This window comes from Parvibaculum lavamentivorans DS-1, assembly GCF_000017565.1.
GTDB lineage: Bacteria > Pseudomonadota > Alphaproteobacteria > Parvibaculales > Parvibaculaceae > Parvibaculum > Parvibaculum lavamentivorans.
The window spans coordinates 1,905,001-1,920,204 of the sequence record NC_009719.1 but is presented as its reverse complement, the minus strand read 5'-3'; the positions used below and the strand labels follow the sequence as shown (position 1 = coordinate 1,920,204).

The window sequence follows — 15,204 nt, the reverse complement described above, 5'->3', positions numbered from 1 at the left end:
CCCGCCTGCGAGGGGAGCGTTACCGATGTTCGATCCAATTCTGACCAGGAAGCGTGTCGAGGCGATGAACGCCGGCGGCTTCTGGCCGGGCAAGACCGCCGCCGACTATCTCGACGGTTGCATCGCCAAAATGCCGGACAAGACGGCCGTCGTCGATTTCAACTCCATGACGAACAAGGCCACCCGCCTCAGCTACCGCGATTTAGGCAAGATCGTGGAACGTATCGCGGTCGGCCTCGCGGAACTCGGCGTGGAGAAAGGCGATGTTGTTTCCTGCCAATTGCCGAACTGGTGGCAATTCACCGCGCTGCATCTGGCTTGCGTACGGATCGACGCCGTGACCAATCCATTGATGCCGATTTTTCGCGAGCGCGAATTGTCCTTCATGCTTGGCCTTGCGGAAAGCAAGGTACTCGTCATCCCGCGCACCTTTCGCGGCTTTGATTACCCTGCCATGGTGGCCAACATCCGGGCCGGCCTGCCGCAGCTGAGGAATGTGCTCGTCATCGGCGGCGACGGCGAAACCAGCTTTGAGAAAGTCCTTCTTGATACGCCGTGGGAGCAGCGGCGCGACGCCGGCCGTCTCTTCGCGGCGCGACGGCCCGATCCCGACGACGTAACGCAGTTGATGTATACGTCCGGCACGACCGGCGAACCGAAAGGCGTCATGCATACGTCGAATACGCTGCTCTCCAATATCCTCGTCTGCGCCGAGCGCCTCGGGCTCGGCGCGGACGACGTGATGTTCATGGCGTCGCCGATGGCGCACCAGACAGGCTTCATGTACGGGCTGGCGATGCCCGTTCTGGCCGGAGCGACCGCCATTCTGCAGGATGTGTGGGAGCCGAAGCGCGCCTCCGCGTCGATCTCCCGCGAAGGAATCACCTTCACCATGGCGTCCACGCCGTTCCTGTCCGATCTGACCGAAACGGTGGCGGCGGACGGGAGCGACGTATCCCGTTTGCGCATCTTCCTGGTGGCAGGCGCCCCCATCCCCCGCGCGCTTGTCGAGCGGGCGCGGCAAATCCTCGGGGCGAACATCGTGTCGGCCTGGGGCATGACCGAGAACGGCCTGGTGACAACGACATGCCTCGACGATCCGGACGACAAGGCGATCAATACTGACGGACGCGCGCTGCCAGGCATGGAAGTCCAGGTGGTCGACAGCGAGAACAAACCCCTGCCCGCCGGCGAGGAGGGCATGCTCAAGGCTCGCGCCTGTTCGACTTTTGTTGGCTATCTCAAAAGACCGGACTGGTACAATCACGACGCGGAAGGCTGGTTCGGCACAGGCGACCTGGCGCGGATCGACGGCCAAGGCTATATCCGGCTGACCGGACGCTCCAAGGACATCATCATCCGCGGCGGCGAGAATATCCCCGTGGTCGAGATCGAAGGCCTGCTCTTCCGTCATCCCGACATTCAGGATGTAGCGATCGTCGGCGTACCGGATGAACGGCTGGGCGAACGGGCATGTGCGTTCATCGTGCCGAAGCCCGGCCGCGAGGTTGGCTTGCGCGAGGTGGTCGCCTTCCTCGAAGAGCACAGGGTAGCGAGGCAATACCTGCCGGAACGGGCGGAAATCGTCGGCGAACTGCCTCGAACACCGAGCGGCAAGGTACAGAAGTTCAAGCTGCGCGAGATCGCCGTCGCCCTGCCGGCATGACATTCCGCAGGCAGCCGGTGGCGGAAGGCCGGCAACAGGCGTGTGACGGACTGTTCGGAAAGTTGGCGACACCGCGTCGCCGCCCAATGAATGCAACCTGACAATCCACGGAAATATGCTTATAATGATTTGGTGGGAGAGAGTCGGCTAACCAGCATCCCATATGTCACGCCTTCTCAGGCTTCTGGAAACACAATGGAGACGCCGTCATGAGTGAAACCCTGGTTGCCGCTCGAGACAAGTCGATTGCGGACGCCTACGCGATCCCGCTTGAAAAAATCGATGTCAGCAATCCGGAACTCTTTAGGGCGAATGCGATCTGGCCGTATTTCGAGCGGTTGCGCCGCGAAGATCCGGTCCATTACTGCAAGGAAAGCGAATACGGCTCGTTCTGGTCGGTGACAAAATACAAAGACATCATGCATGTCGACACCAACCACGGCATCTATTCGTCCGAAGCCACTCTGGGCGGCGTCGCCCTCCGCAATCAGGAAGAAGGTTTCTTCCTGCCCATGTTCATCATGATGGACCCGCCGAAGCACGACGCGCAGCGCAAGGTTGTCAGCCCGATCGTCGCGCCCGGCAATCTGGCGAAACTTGAAGGCACGATCCGCGAGCGCGCAGGCAACATTCTCGATTCCCTGCCTGTCAATGAGACTTTTGACTGGGTAGACCGCGTGTCAATCGAGTTGACGACGCAGATGCTCGCTACCCTTTTCGATTTCCCTTGGGAAGAACGCCGCAAGCTCACCCGCTGGTCGGATGTCGCCGCCGCAGGCACCGCCTTCGGCGATGAGGAGACCGAGAAGGCCCGCAGGAATGAATTGCGCGATTGCGCCGCCTACTTCACCGAGTTGTGGAATCAGCGCGTCAACGCGACCGAGCCGGGAAACGATCTCATCACTATGCTGGCTCAGGGCGAAGCGACGAAAAACATGGGGCCAATGGAGTATCTGGGAAACGTTCTTCTCCTGATCGTCGGCGGCAATGACACGACCCGCAACTCGATCACCGGTGGCCTTCTGGCCCTGAACGAGAACCCGGTTCAATACAAGAAGCTGCGGGACAACCCATCGCTCGTCGAATCCATGGTCCCCGAAATCATCCGTTGGCAGACACCCTTGTCGCATATGCGCCGCACCGCGCTTCAGGACACGGAGCTTGGCGGCAAGCAGATCAAGAAGGGAGACAAAGTCGTCATGTGGTACGTCTCGGGCAACCGGGACGAGGAGGCAATCGAAAACGCCAACAGCTTCATCATTGACCGCAAGCACCCCCGCCAGCACCTGTCCTTCGGCTTCGGCATCCATCGCTGCGTCGGCAACCGGCTGGCGGAAATGCAGCTCCGCGTCGTCTGGGAGGAAATCCTGAAACGCTGGCCCGACAAGCCGATCGAAGTGGTCGGCGAACCGACGCGGGTTTTTTCAAATCTGATCAAGGGTTACTCGAGCATGCCGGTCAGAATTCCAGGCTGAAGCAAAACACCGGAACGCATTTCCCGGCCTCAGTCACAGGATGTCGCGGGCGGGACCGTGTCGCCGCCGCTACCTGCAAGGAGAGGGCATGCGAAAGATAGGCCTCGGCATGTGCTGGAACGACCTCACCGTCGGCGAGGAATTCCGCACCATCGGCCGGACGATCACCGAAACCGACCTGGTCAATTTCATCAACACGACAGGCATGGTGGAAGTGCTCTTCACCGATGTCGAATATCTCAAGGCCCACGGCCCCATGAACGGCCGTGTGGTGCCCGGCGCGCTGGTCTATTGCATGGCCGAAGGTTTGCTCGTCCAGTCGATGATGCAGGAGACGGGCCTCGCCTTCCTGCACATGGAGTTCAACGTCAAGGGACCTACCTTTGTCGGCGACACGATTCATGTGGAATGCAAAGTGCTTCAGGCGCGACCGACATCCAGGGGGCGCGGTCTGGTGCGCACCCGCAACCGGATCGTGACCCAGCGGAACGAAACGGTGATCGAATATACGCCGTTGCGAATGATGGCCGGCCGGTTCGACGCCTCCCGAACATAAAATCCGGTATCCGGCCGTCAGCGTTCCTCGGGAAATCCTCGGCCCGCGGCAAGAGAGGCCGCCGTGCGCATGGCGCTCAGCATCATCGCCGGATCGGCGGTGCCCTTGCCCGCAATGTCATAGGCCGTTCCATGCGCGACCGTCACATGCAGGTAGGACGGCCCGAGGATGATGGCGCAATTGCCGGAAAAGCCCCATGTCTTGACCGCGATGTGTCCCTGATCGTGATACATCGCGAGGACGATGTCGTATCGGCCTTCAACGCATTGCCGGAACACGGAGTCGGGACTTACGGGCCCTTCGGCATCTATGCCTTCCGCCCTCGCCCGCGCGACGCCGGGCGCGATGGCTTCGCGGTCTTCATCTCCCATCGCGTGAGGGTTGAGTCCCGCGACGACAATCCGCGGGCGGGCGATCCCCCAGTTCCGCATAGCGCCGTCTATCTGCCGCAAGGCAAGCGCCACGAGATCGGGGCTGATGATTTCGCAAACGCGCCGGAGCGGAATATGGTCGGTCAGATGCGCGACGCGGAGCGGACCAGTCAGCAGAACAAGATAGCTTTCGCCGGGTGTCGGACTGACGATGCCCGGCACCTTGCGGGCAAGTTTGAGGGAGCCGGAGCTGATTGGTCCCATGACGCCAGCCGCGATGGCGCCGCCGGATGCAAGGGCACTCATTTCGTCGAGCCACAGCGCCGATGCCTCCCCGCCGCGCACCGTATCCTCCGCGAGCGGCAGTTCGGACGCTTTCAAGGCGCCTGAATCGATGATGTCGACGATAGCAGGGTCGTCGCTCAGATCGTCGATCGATCGGGTCACCCGCACGCTGCACGACACGCCGGTGATTTCCACGGCGCGCTCCATTGCCGCCGCGCTGCCGATCAGGACGGGAATGGACAGCTCATGCACATGGCCAGTCGCGAGGGCGCGGGCAATCACCTCGGGACCGACCCCTGCCGGATCTCCGATCATCGTGCCGACAATGGGTCGCGCTTGCTTGCTGTTCACGTCCTGCTGTCCTCAGACGTTGTAGACATCGATCATCGTGTCGGCGACGTCGTTCAGAACGACGGTCTTTTTCCGGGCGATAAGCCAGGTATCGCCGTGCTCCGCCAGATCGTATTCCGCCCATCCGTAGTAGGCGAGGGTTCGATCCTCGCGAACCGACTGAACCGTCCAGGAAGTTCGCGCATGGACGCCACCTTCCCGTCCCTCGACGGAAAGCAGCGTAAACATGTGGCAGGTCCGCATGAGCGGCATCGTCGCGGATGACCGGCGCGATCGAATGCGGTAGATGCGATCCTCCAGACCGGCACGGCTTGAATAGTAAATCAGCGAGATTTCGCTCTGCGGATCGACCGTGAGTTCCCCATCATCGTCCCATGCCGGCAACCAGTATTCGGCGTCCTCGCGATAAAGCGCCAGCCAATCATCCCATTTCCGCTCATCGAGGCAAAGCGCTTCCCTGCCAAGAAACCGCTGCACCGAAATCCAGCATCGTTCGCCGCTCGTCATTCTGCGGCCCTCGAACGATCGTTTTCGCGAGTGAGGGACGCTTCCGCCCGCTCCTGCGCGATCGCGTGTTTCATCCGCTCGATCCACTCCTTGTGCATGGTGACGAAAAGTCCTTCATCGGCGACATTGATGCTGCTCATGGTCGCGTCGATGTTGAGCCCCTTGCCAAACTTCCCCGACCCTTGAACGCTTCTCGTTGCCCCGCGCGACAAATCGTTATAGCGACCACCATCGCGGCCATACGCGATCTGGCAATTGTTGAACTCCGTCAAATCGTCGGGCGTGGCCATGCCGCTGGCATTGAAGAAATCCTCATACTGTCGAATGCGCATCGCCCGCGCCCGCGCACTTTCTCCAACCGGCGCGATGCAATATGTCGTTATTTCCGTTTCATCGACCGAGATCGGACGCACGATACGGACTTGTGTGCTGACCTGATCCATCAGGAACACATTCGGAAACAAAAGAAGATTTCGTGTGGTTTCGGTCATCCAGCGGGAGCGCTCCTCGCCGAATTTCCGCTTGTACTGGTCGACAAACTCAAAATTGGGCCGGGAGGCAGAACTGGCCGACGCGTTCCAGATCAAAGCGTGTCCGTGATCGAATGAGAAAAAACCGCCCTGATCCGTCTTCATCCACGCGGATACGTTTGCGCTCTTGGTGGTGTTCGTTGAACCGCCCGTCATTCGGTTTGCGACGGTCAACAGGTAGTTGGAATGCACGGTCGGCACGTGATACCCGTCGAGACCGTTCTCGGTCTGCATCTTCCAGTTGCCGCGATAGGTATACCGCCCGACCCCGCGGATGATTTCAAGCTTCCCTTCCGGCGACTGATCCACCATGAGATCGATGAAGGTCTTCGTACCCGCAAGGTAATCGCTCAGCGGTGGCACGTCCTCTGAAAGGCTGGCGAAAACGAATCCCTTGTAGGATTCCAGGCGTCCGACTTCGCGGAGACCCAGATCGCTCCGGTCGAAATGTTCCGGATATGCGCCATTTTCCTCGTCTGTGACATTCAGCAGCGCGCCATCGTTGCTGAACGTCCAGCCGTGAAACGGGCATGTGAATGTCGCTCGCCTGCCCCGTTTTTCCCGGCACAGCCGCGCGCCGCGATGCGTGCATGCATTTATAAAGCATTTCAATTCGCCCGACCGGTTCCGGGTCAGAAGCACAGGTTGACGACCGATTGTCAGGGTCAGAAAGGCGCTTTCGTTGGCGAGCTGGCTTTCATGGGCGAGAAACACCCAGTTGCGCTCGAAGATGTGCTTCATCTCAAGAGCGAACAACTCGGGATCGGTGAATATGGCGCGGTCGAGCATGAAGCGCCCGCTCGACGTATCCTCGACAAGCCATGAATCGAGACCGTGGCGAATGCGATCGAATGGGTTGCTCACGCCGGATGTACTCATAATGCTTCCTCCCTCGCCTTTTGGCCGGCCACGAGACCGGCACGCGATTGTTTTCCGCCCCAGCGACAAACCGGCTTCGACCTTCAATGCATTCAGAGTCCATCGCATCGCAATGCGTCACATGGTCGTGTAGCCTCCGTCGACGACAACCTCGGAGCCTGTCATGTAGGACGACTCGTCGGATGCCAAAAACAGGACCGCATAGGACACCTCGACGGGTTCGGCCGGCCGACCAATAAGCGTGGCGCTCAAGACCTGTTTGGCGACATCCGCATCGCTGAGAATATCCTTTGTCATATTCGTGCGGATGATTCCGGGGTGCACGGAATTCACGCGAATCTTGAAAGGCGCATAATCCACAGCCGTCGATTTCGTCAGCAAGCGAACGGCGCCCTTCGATGCCTGATACGCCGCCGTGGCGGGCGCACCGATCAGTCCGTAGATCGAGGAAATATTGACGATCGAACCGCCGCCAGCCGCCTTCATCGCGGGTAATATATATTTCGTGCCATAGAATACGCTTTTTACATTGACGTCGAGAACACGTGCGAAGTCTTCATTCGAGGTGTCCTGCACAGCAGAAAAAACGAGAATACCGGCATTGTTCACGAGGATGTCGACGCGTCCGAAAGTGGACTTCGCCTGCTGTGAAATCCGCTCCCAATCCGAGACGCTCGACACATCGTGCCTGAAAAATCGCGCCTGCCCACCGTGATCGTTGATCTCCTCGACCACGGCGTTGCCGCCCTTCTCGTCCATGTCGGTCACGATCAGCGTTGCGCCTTCGCGCGCAAGCAGCAAGGCGTGGGAACGCCCCATGCCGTTGGCGCCGCCCGTCACAAAGGCGATTTTCCCGTCTACCCGTCCCATGCAGTCCTCCCGTTGGGATGCCGCGCCGACTCCGGCGCTGTCACTCAAATCGTCGTCTAGGCAACCCCAAGCTCGCGTTTCGCGAAATCGGTAACGCCCTTGTAGTCGGCCTTGCCGTTCGGCGCGCGAAGAGGCACGGCGCCGACCAGAATGCGCTTGGGCGTTTTGTAGCCAGCGAGATGCGAGCGGACGTGCTTGCGCAAATCCTCTTCGTCGAACTTCGCGCCGCTCGCCAGCATGACGATGCCGGTGACCGCCTGACCCCATTTCTGGTCGGGCACACCGACGACAAGCGCATCCTCGACGGCGGGATGCGTCTTCAGAATTTCCTCGATCTCCTCCGGGTAGACCTTCTCGCCCGCCGTGTTGATGCAGACGCTGCCGCGTCCCAGCAATGTCAGGCTGCCGTCTTTTTCCACAACGCACCAGTCGCCGGGAATGGAATAGCGGGCCCCGGCGATGGTCTTGAAGGTCTTGGCGGTCTTTTCCGGATCCTTGTAATAGCCAACGGGAATCGGGCCACCCAGGGCGATGATGCCCGGCTTGCCGCTGCCGGGTTCGACCGGCTGATCGCTTTCATCGAACACGCGGCACCGGCCGCCGATCTGGAACCTGGCGGTCTTGACCTCGCCGGCGCTCGTCATGATCGAACTGCCGAAACCGAGTCCCTCCGAGGCACCGAAGGAATCCATCAGAATGACATTCGGCAAATGCCTGAGCAGGCCGCTCTTCACTTCCGTGCTCCACATAACGCCGGAAGAAACGATCGAGACGACGCTGGCCAGGTTGTATTTGCCAGGCGCCTCGTCGAGCGCCGCCAGCATCGGCCGGGCGAAAGCGTCGCCGACGATCGCCAGCGAATTGACACCATGGCGCGAAACCACCGACCAGAGTTCATGCGCGTCGAGGGTCGGGCTCTCCAGCGTGACGATGCAGCCGCCGCTCATCATATTGCCGATAGCCGTAATCAAGCCGGTGCCGTGCATCAGCGGGCAGGCAGGCATCGCCTTGGGCCCCGAACCGGAAGTCTTGATAAATTCGACCAACGCGGGAAGTGTCTCCGGGATCGGACCCAGCGCTCGAAGCGTCGTAAGCTGCGCTTCGCGCATGTCGTCGTGGCGCCACATGACGCCTTTGGGCATGCCCGTCGTGCCGCCCGTATAGATGAAAAGCATATCTTCTATCGAACGCTCGATGCCGAGCGGCGCACCATCTCCACTGGTGACGATCTTTTCGTAATTTTCCGCGAAGGGCGCGGCGGATCCGTCTTCGTTTACCTCAATGAAAGTGGCGACTTTCGTCAGCCGGTCTTTCAGTTCGACGATGATGTCCCGGAACTCGGAACCGTAAACGACCGTTTGCGCGTCGGAGTCATTGAAGATGTAGAAAACTTCGTCCGCCTTGTAGCGGTAGTTGATGTTGACATGGACAAGACGGCTCTTGAAGCAGGCCGCCATGGTCTCGACATATTCGGGTCGGTTTCGCATATAGAACGCGACCTTGTCGCCGGGCCTGGCGCCGCGCGCGATCAGCGCGCGCCCGAGATTGTTGGACCTCCGTGTCGTTTCTGCCCATGTGATTACCCGATCGCCATGAATAAGGGCGGGCGCATCCTGCGGCAGAACCGCCGAAATACTGTCGAGAATGTCACCGAAATTCCAAGCCATATGATCCTCCCTGAAAAATCCGGTCCTCGGGGTCGGCTTTTTTTGCGATCAAGCCGTTACGTCCCTAACCGTGCGTTGTCTCAACCGACCCGTCGCCGGAATTCCGGCAGGAAGTCAAACCCACCGGAATGCCGTTCAATGAAAATTCCGCATCATGCGGACGTGAACACCGGCAGCGCGTATCCGTCGCCAGCCTCGGAAAATTTGACCCTGACTTTCTGTCCGATGCGAATCTTGTCGATTTCGCAATCGACGATATTCGTGAGCATTGCAACCCCTTCATCAAGCTCAACATAGGCGATGACATAAGGCGGCTTGGCTTGCCTCGTGACCGAATAGCTGTAGATCACGCCGTTGCCCGAAGCCTCGACGAACGCGGTGTCCTCCGAGAAGCAATGCGGACAAATAGTCCGCGGATAGTGGTGCACCTTGCCGCAGGCGTTGCAAGCCCGGATCAGGAGTTGCCCCTTTGCGGCACCTTCCCAGTAGGGCTTGCTCTCGGAATTGACGACAAGATTGATCTTGTTTTTCTGCTCGGTGCTCATGCGTCTTCGTTCCCCAGAATAACGGTTGCGCTGCCCATACGCGATCCCAGAAGCCCGCCGGTTCCATGCGCGAGAGCAATATCGCAATTGCGAACCTGAACCTTCGGATGAGCCTCACCGCGAACCTGACGAACCGCTTCGAGAACCTTGGTCATGCCGCCGCGATTGCCCGGGTGGTTGTTGCACAATCCCCCGCCATCCGTGTTGAAGGGCAATTTGCCGACGCCGGAAATCAGATTGCCGTCCGAGACGAACTTCCCGCCCTCACCTTTTTTGCAAAAACCCAGATCTTCGAGCGTTTCCAGCACTGTAATAGTGAAGGAATCATAGACGGAGGCGTATTTAATATCGGCGGGCGTGACGCCGGCTTCAGCGAACGCTTTGGGTCCGCTCCAACGCGCGCCGGAATAGGTCAGATCGACCTGGCCCGCCGCGAGATGCTTGGGCGCCTCACCGGCACCGAGAACCTTGACGCGGGTACGCTTCAGCGACTTCGCCACTTCCGGGCTCACCATCACAATGCCGCCACCACCGTCGGTAATGACGCAACAGTCGAGCCGGTGCAACGGATCGGCAATCATCGGCGAATTGACGACATCCTCCACGGTCACAACGTCGCGGAGCCTGGCATGTTCATTGTGCTGGGCGTGATGGGATGCGGCGACCTTGATCCATGCGAGTTGCTCGCTGGTGGTGCCGTATTCGTACATATGCCGCATCGCACACATGGCGTACATATTCGTGACGTTGGGGCCATAGGGCATTTCGAACGGAAAGTCCGGCGCTTGCTGGTTGTAGTAACGGACGGGCTTACCTTCTTTCGCGTCGGCAACCGGCCTGCCTGCCAGCGTGATCAGCGCCACATTGCAATGCCCCGCGGCTATGGCCTGCGCTGCGTGATTGACATGGACGATGTAGGAAGACCCGCCGGTCTCCGTGCTGTCCATATGACGCACATTGTTGAGGCCCATATATTCGATCATGTTGATCGGGCCCAACCCCGGTGCGTCGCCGGCGCAGAAATATGCGTCAACATCGTCCTTTGAAAGACCAGCGTCCGCCAGCGCACCCTTCGCGATCTCGGCGTGAAGTTGCGGCAGCGTCTTGTCCAGCGCCGCGCGGCACGGATGCTCGTAGATGCCGACTATGTAGGATTTTCCGTTGATACCCATCCCTATCCCTTATCATGAATTTCATATTGCTTACCGCATTCAAGGGGGATACGTCCACCCCGTCCACGAAAGGCAGAAGCGCCGGTTATGGCCGATCGGAAGAACAGATCGAGCGAGGGGGGGGAACGGATTGGGGACGGTGAGGATTGAAAACGTGGGCGGCGTCAGGACCATCACGCTTGCACGCGTCGAAAAGTGGCCTGCCCCCCCGAAATGCCACCAATCAAAGGCTAAACCCACCCCAAATTCGGTTTGGCCAACTGAAGTGGTCCCGCAGATGCCCGTGCGGCATAGCCGCCCCGGCATATCTGCCGTCATTCACCCGTGTCGGGGCGCTGGATTCCTGATTATCTCCGCGCTCTCGGACCTGCTCAAGAAACCAGCAACTTCTGCTGACGCTTCACCGCACACGCAGAGAACACGCAATCCTCTAAACGACAGCCGGCGAAGGTAAATCTCCCAAATCCATCGCTGGACGAACAAGACGCATTTTCTCAAGTACCAAGACGCTTACCGATGTTGACGCGTATTGCGGAGTTAACACTTTTGCGCCCACAATATCCTTTAGTGCGCTCTATCGGTGCACATGGAATGCACACGCGATCGCATTCCATCGCGGACCGGGCATGCGAAATCGCCCATCGAATTTTCTCCACGCCCATTTCATCTTTTTCCGCGCCGACAAAGCCACAACTACGACGAAGCAGGCCCAACTACTTCTAAGTCTTTGATGTGGCTTTGCTTCTTGTTGATCCCCTGCTGGCAATCGCCAGATATTGATGGTCGCATCCGACACTGGATGCCATGTCAGATGGATGGCAAGATGGCAAAGCGTAATCGAGACGGGCGTCGGCCCGCCGACGGCAATGCGGCAAACTCGGACGTCGACCCTGATCTTGAGAGAATCCGTCTTGCGTTCGTCCCTCTGGTGAAATTGCTTGCTCGGCAAGCAGCACGGGAGTGGTTGCGATCAGCGGCGAACAGAATTACGCCCAAGGAAGAGAAGGAGCAATCAGGACAGGAGTGAGCATGTCCCGTGTCGCCCTCTACGCCCGCTACAGCAGCGACAATCAGCGCGATGCGTCGATTGAAGATCAGTTGCGGCTCTGCCGGCTTCATGCCGAGCGCCAAGGCTGGAAGGTCGTCGATAGCTACTCCGATCGCGCGATCTCCGGCGCTTCACTTCTTCGTCCGGGAATTCAGGAGTTGATCTCCGACGCGCAACGTCAGCATTTCGATACCGTGCTGACGGAATCCCTCGACCGGCTTTCTCGCGATCAGGAAGATATCGCCGGCCTCTACAAGCGCATGCGCTTCGCCGACGTACGGATCGTCACTCTTTCGGAGGGCGAGGTCAGCGAGTTGCATATTGGACTCAAGGGAACGATGGGTGCGCTCTATCTCAAGGACCTTGCCGACAAAACACGTCGAGGTCTGCGCGGTCGCGTCGAAAACGGAAAATCAGGCGGCGGCCTCTGCTACGGCTACGACGTCGTCCAGCGCTTGTCCGAGAGCGGAGAGCCGGTCCGCGGCGACCGAACGATCAACGAGTCCGAGGCCGCTATCGTCCGGCGTATCTTCCGCGACTATGTCGCCGGCAGCTCATCACGAACGATCGCCCAGGTGCTGAACCGAGAGGGCGTGCCCGGTCCCTTCGGCAAGGCGTGGGGGCCGAGCACCATCCACGGCAATCCAAAACGCGGCACCGGTATTCTCAATAACGAACTCTATGTCGGCCGGCTGGTGTGGAACCGCCAGCGCTACATCAAGGACCCGGACACCGGCAGGCGCGTCTCACGCGCCAACCTTGAATCCGAGTGGGTTGTCCAGGACGTGCCGGACCTTCGGATCGTCGAGCAGGCTCTCTGGGACCACGCCAAAGCGCGCCAGGAAACGATGGCGCTCGGGCCACAAGAGCCGGGCACCAACCCGCTCGTCGACCGACGCCGGCCCAAGTATCTTCTCTCCGGGCTTGTCAGATGTGGCCGCTGCGGCGGTGGCTACTCGTTGATCTCGAAGAACCTGCTCGGTTGCGCCGCGGCGCGGACCAAGGGGACCTGCGACAACCGGCTGAACATTCGTGTCGAAACGCTTGAGGCATCGGTCCTGAGCGGCCTGCGCACGCACCTGATGGAACCGAAGCTGTTCGAGACGTTCTGCGAGGAGTTTACGCGGGAGGTCAATCGTCAGCTCATCGAGCGCCGGACGACACTGGTCGCTCAACGCAAGGAAGTCGAGCGCATCGAACGGGATATCGATCGCGCCATTCAGGCGATCTTCGACGGTGTGCCGGGCGCACAGCTCAAGGACAAGATAGGCGCGCTCGAGACGCGCAAGGCGGAGTTGACGGCGATCCTCGCCGAGGCCAAGGAACCTCCCGCTCTCCTTCACCCCAACATGGCGCACCTGTACCGCAAGCGCGTGGCTACGCTTCATGATGCCCTGCAGAAGAAGGAGGCCAAGAGCGAAGCAAGCGGCGCCATTCGCGCGCTCGTCGACCAAGTGACGCTCGTTCCCGAAAATGGCGAACTGACGATCGTGCTTAAAGGCGACCTCGCCGCCATGCTCTCCTTCGCAGCCAACAAAAAACCCGGCTCCATTTCTGGAACCGGGTTGCTTGCATCGCAAGTATCGTTGGTTGCGGGGGCAGGATTTGAACCTGCGACCTTCAGGTTATGAGCCTGACGAGCTACCGGGCTGCTCCACCCCGCGTCAAATTCTGCGCGAACCGGATTTCGCTTTCTCGCCCGCGCACGCGATCAAGACAAACGGGTCAGGATGAGTGGCGGATGGCCGCGAAACGGCTCGGATCGGAAGAAGGGATGAACGATATGCGCTTGGCAGGCCTGGCAGCGACCTACTCTTCCATGCCTTAAGACATAGTACCATTGGCGCTGAGGAATTTAACGGCCGAGTTCGGGATGGGATCGGGTGTAGGCTCCTCGCTATAACCACCAGGCCGGCGAAGGGCATATCGTCAGGGTTCGAATGATTATCGTTGTTTGGTCTGTTGTCGTTGTCTTGTCTCGCTCACGGAATGAGCAGAGATAAATGAGAGTAATCAAGCCAATCGAGCGATTAGTACCAGTAAGCTCCATGCGTTGCCGCACTTCCACACCTGGCCTATCAACGTGGTCGTCTTCCACGGCTCTCAAGGGAAAACTGGTTTTGAGGTGGGTTTCCCGCTTAGATGCTTTCAGCGGTTATCCCGTCCATACATAGCTACCCGGCTGTGCCGCTGGCGCGACAACCGGTCCACCAGAGGTATGTCCATCCCGGTCCTCTCGTACTAGGGACAGATCCTCTCAATTTTCCTACACCCACGGCAGATAGGGACCGAACTGTCTCACGACGTTCTAAACCCAGCTCACGTACCACTTTAATCGGCGAACAGCCGAACCCTTGGGACCTGCTCCAGCCCCAGGATGTGATGAGCCGACATCGAGGTGCCAAACCTCCCCGTCGATATGGACTCTTGGGGGAGATCAGCCTGTTATCCCCGGCGTACCTTTTATCCGTTGAGCGATGGCCCTTCCACGTGGAACCACCGGATCACTATGACCGACTTTCGTCTCTGCTCGACATGTACGTCTCGCAGTCAGGCAGGCTTATGCCATTGCACTCGACAGCTGATTTCCGACCAGCCTGAGCCTACCATCGCGCGCCTCCGTTACTCTTTGGGAGGCGACCGCCCCAGTCAAACTACCCACCATGCAGGGTCCCGGATCCGGATAACGGACCGCGGTTAGACATCAGTAAAAGTAAGGGTGGTATTTCAAGGACGGCTCCACGAAAGCTGGCGCTCCCGCTTCAAAGCCTACCACCTATCCTACACATGCCGTCACTAATGCCACTGCAAAGCTATAGTAAAGGTGCACGGGGTCTTTCCGTCTAACCGCAGGAACCCCGCATCTTCACGGGGAATTCAATTTCACTGAGTCGATGCTGGAGACAGCGGGGAAGTCGTTACGCCATTCGTGCAGGTCGGAACTTACCCGACAAGGAATTTCGCTACCTTAGGACCGTTATAGTTACGGCCGCCGTTTACCGGGGCTTCGATTCAAAGCTTGCACCTCTCCTCTTAACCTTCCGGCACCGGGCAGGCGTCAGACCCTATACGTCATCTTGCGATTTCGCAGAGCCCTGTGTTTTTAGTAAACAGTCGCTACCCCCTGGTCTGTGCCCCCCACACCTGGTTGCCCAAGCATGGGGCCTCCTTCTCCCGAAGTTACGGAGGCAATTTGCCGAGTTCCTTCAGCATCGTTCTCTCAAGCGCCTTGGTATACTCTACCAGTCCACCTGTGTCGGTTTAGGGTACGGTCTCATGTGG

General features: G+C 59.3%; 12 protein-coding genes, 1 tRNA gene and 2 rRNA genes (1 of these 15 only partly in view). 5 read left to right on the top strand and 10 right to left on the bottom strand.

Annotation, left to right across the window (positions count from 1 at the left end):
• Positions 1-25: 25 nt before the first annotated feature.
• The 3 genes from aliA to PLAV_RS08950 all read left to right on the top strand — a co-directional run bounded on the left by aliA (position 26) and on the right by PLAV_RS08950 (position 3,697).
• The gene (gene aliA, locus PLAV_RS08960) at positions 26-1,666 is read left to right on the top strand and encodes a cyclohexanecarboxylate-CoA ligase (RefSeq protein WP_012110678.1); all 1,641 of its coding nucleotides are present in this window, start codon (positions 26-28) and stop codon (positions 1,664-1,666) included.
• A 209-nt stretch (positions 1,667-1,875) separates the two neighbouring features.
• Positions 1,876-3,141 carry a cytochrome P450 gene (locus PLAV_RS08955; protein WP_012110677.1) on the top strand — a complete coding sequence of 422 codons (1,266 nt, stop codon included), beginning with the start codon at positions 1,876-1,878 and terminating at the stop codon, positions 3,139-3,141.
• An 88-nt stretch (positions 3,142-3,229) separates the two neighbouring features.
• Positions 3,230-3,697, top strand: a complete 468-nt coding sequence (locus PLAV_RS08950; protein WP_012110676.1) for a MaoC family dehydratase — start codon at positions 3,230-3,232, stop codon at positions 3,695-3,697.
• Between the two features lie 17 nt (positions 3,698-3,714).
• On the opposite strand, the gene PLAV_RS08945 is transcribed toward PLAV_RS08950, so the two are convergent.
• From PLAV_RS08945 to PLAV_RS08915, 7 genes are all read right to left on the bottom strand, one after another.
• Positions 3,715-4,704: a PdxA family dehydrogenase gene (locus PLAV_RS08945; RefSeq protein ID WP_012110675.1), complete on the bottom strand. Its 990-nt coding sequence runs from the start codon at positions 4,702-4,704 to the stop codon at positions 3,715-3,717.
• Between the two features lie 12 nt (positions 4,705-4,716).
• Positions 4,717-5,211, bottom strand: a complete 495-nt coding sequence (locus PLAV_RS08940; RefSeq protein ID WP_012110674.1) for an aromatic-ring-hydroxylating dioxygenase subunit beta — start codon at positions 5,209-5,211, stop codon at positions 4,717-4,719.
• Complete coding sequence (locus PLAV_RS08935) at positions 5,208-6,707, bottom strand: Rieske 2Fe-2S domain-containing protein (RefSeq protein WP_281032314.1); 1,500 nt, start codon at positions 6,705-6,707, stop codon at positions 5,208-5,210. Before PLAV_RS08935 ends, PLAV_RS08940 begins: the two co-directional genes overlap by 4 nt.
• A 30-nt stretch (positions 6,708-6,737) precedes the next feature.
• A complete protein-coding gene (locus PLAV_RS08930) occupies positions 6,738-7,490 on the bottom strand; it encodes a glucose 1-dehydrogenase (protein ID WP_012110672.1) in 753 nt (250 codons plus the stop codon).
• Positions 7,491-7,546: 56 nt separating this feature from the next.
• Complete coding sequence (locus PLAV_RS08925) at positions 7,547-9,157, bottom strand: acyl-CoA synthetase (RefSeq protein ID WP_012110671.1); 1,611 nt, start codon at positions 9,155-9,157, stop codon at positions 7,547-7,549.
• A gap of 152 nt (positions 9,158-9,309) precedes the next feature.
• Positions 9,310-9,702 (bottom strand): Zn-ribbon domain-containing OB-fold protein, encoded by a 393-nt coding sequence (locus tag PLAV_RS08920; RefSeq protein ID WP_012110670.1) that lies wholly within the window; start codon positions 9,700-9,702, stop codon positions 9,310-9,312.
• Positions 9,699-10,874, bottom strand: coding sequence for a thiolase domain-containing protein (locus tag PLAV_RS08915; protein WP_012110669.1), 1,176 nt, complete (start codon positions 10,872-10,874; stop codon positions 9,699-9,701). The genes PLAV_RS08920 and PLAV_RS08915 overlap by 4 nt, the downstream gene beginning before the upstream one ends.
• An 811-nt stretch (positions 10,875-11,685) precedes the next feature.
• Here PLAV_RS08915 and PLAV_RS19495 point away from each other — a divergent pair.
• Entirely contained in the window at positions 11,686-11,901 is a 216-nt protein-coding gene (locus PLAV_RS19495; protein WP_143710194.1) for a hypothetical protein, read from the top strand.
• Positions 11,902-11,903: 2 nt separating this feature from the next.
• On the top strand, positions 11,904-13,553 hold the full coding sequence (locus PLAV_RS19320; protein ID WP_012110667.1) for a recombinase family protein: 1,650 nt from the start codon (positions 11,904-11,906) through the stop codon (positions 13,551-13,553).
• On the opposite strand, the gene PLAV_RS08900 is transcribed toward PLAV_RS19320, so the two are convergent.
• The 3 genes from PLAV_RS08900 to PLAV_RS08890 all read right to left on the bottom strand — a co-directional run.
• Positions 13,510-13,586, bottom strand: a tRNA-Met gene (locus PLAV_RS08900). The two genes, PLAV_RS19320 and PLAV_RS08900, sit on opposite strands and share 44 nt — an antisense overlap.
• Before the next feature lie 132 nt (positions 13,587-13,718).
• Positions 13,719-13,833, bottom strand: a 5S ribosomal RNA gene (rrf, locus tag PLAV_RS08895).
• A gap of 98 nt (positions 13,834-13,931) precedes the next feature.
• A 23S ribosomal RNA gene (locus PLAV_RS08890) occupies positions 13,932-15,204 on the bottom strand (it continues 1,468 nt past the right edge of the window).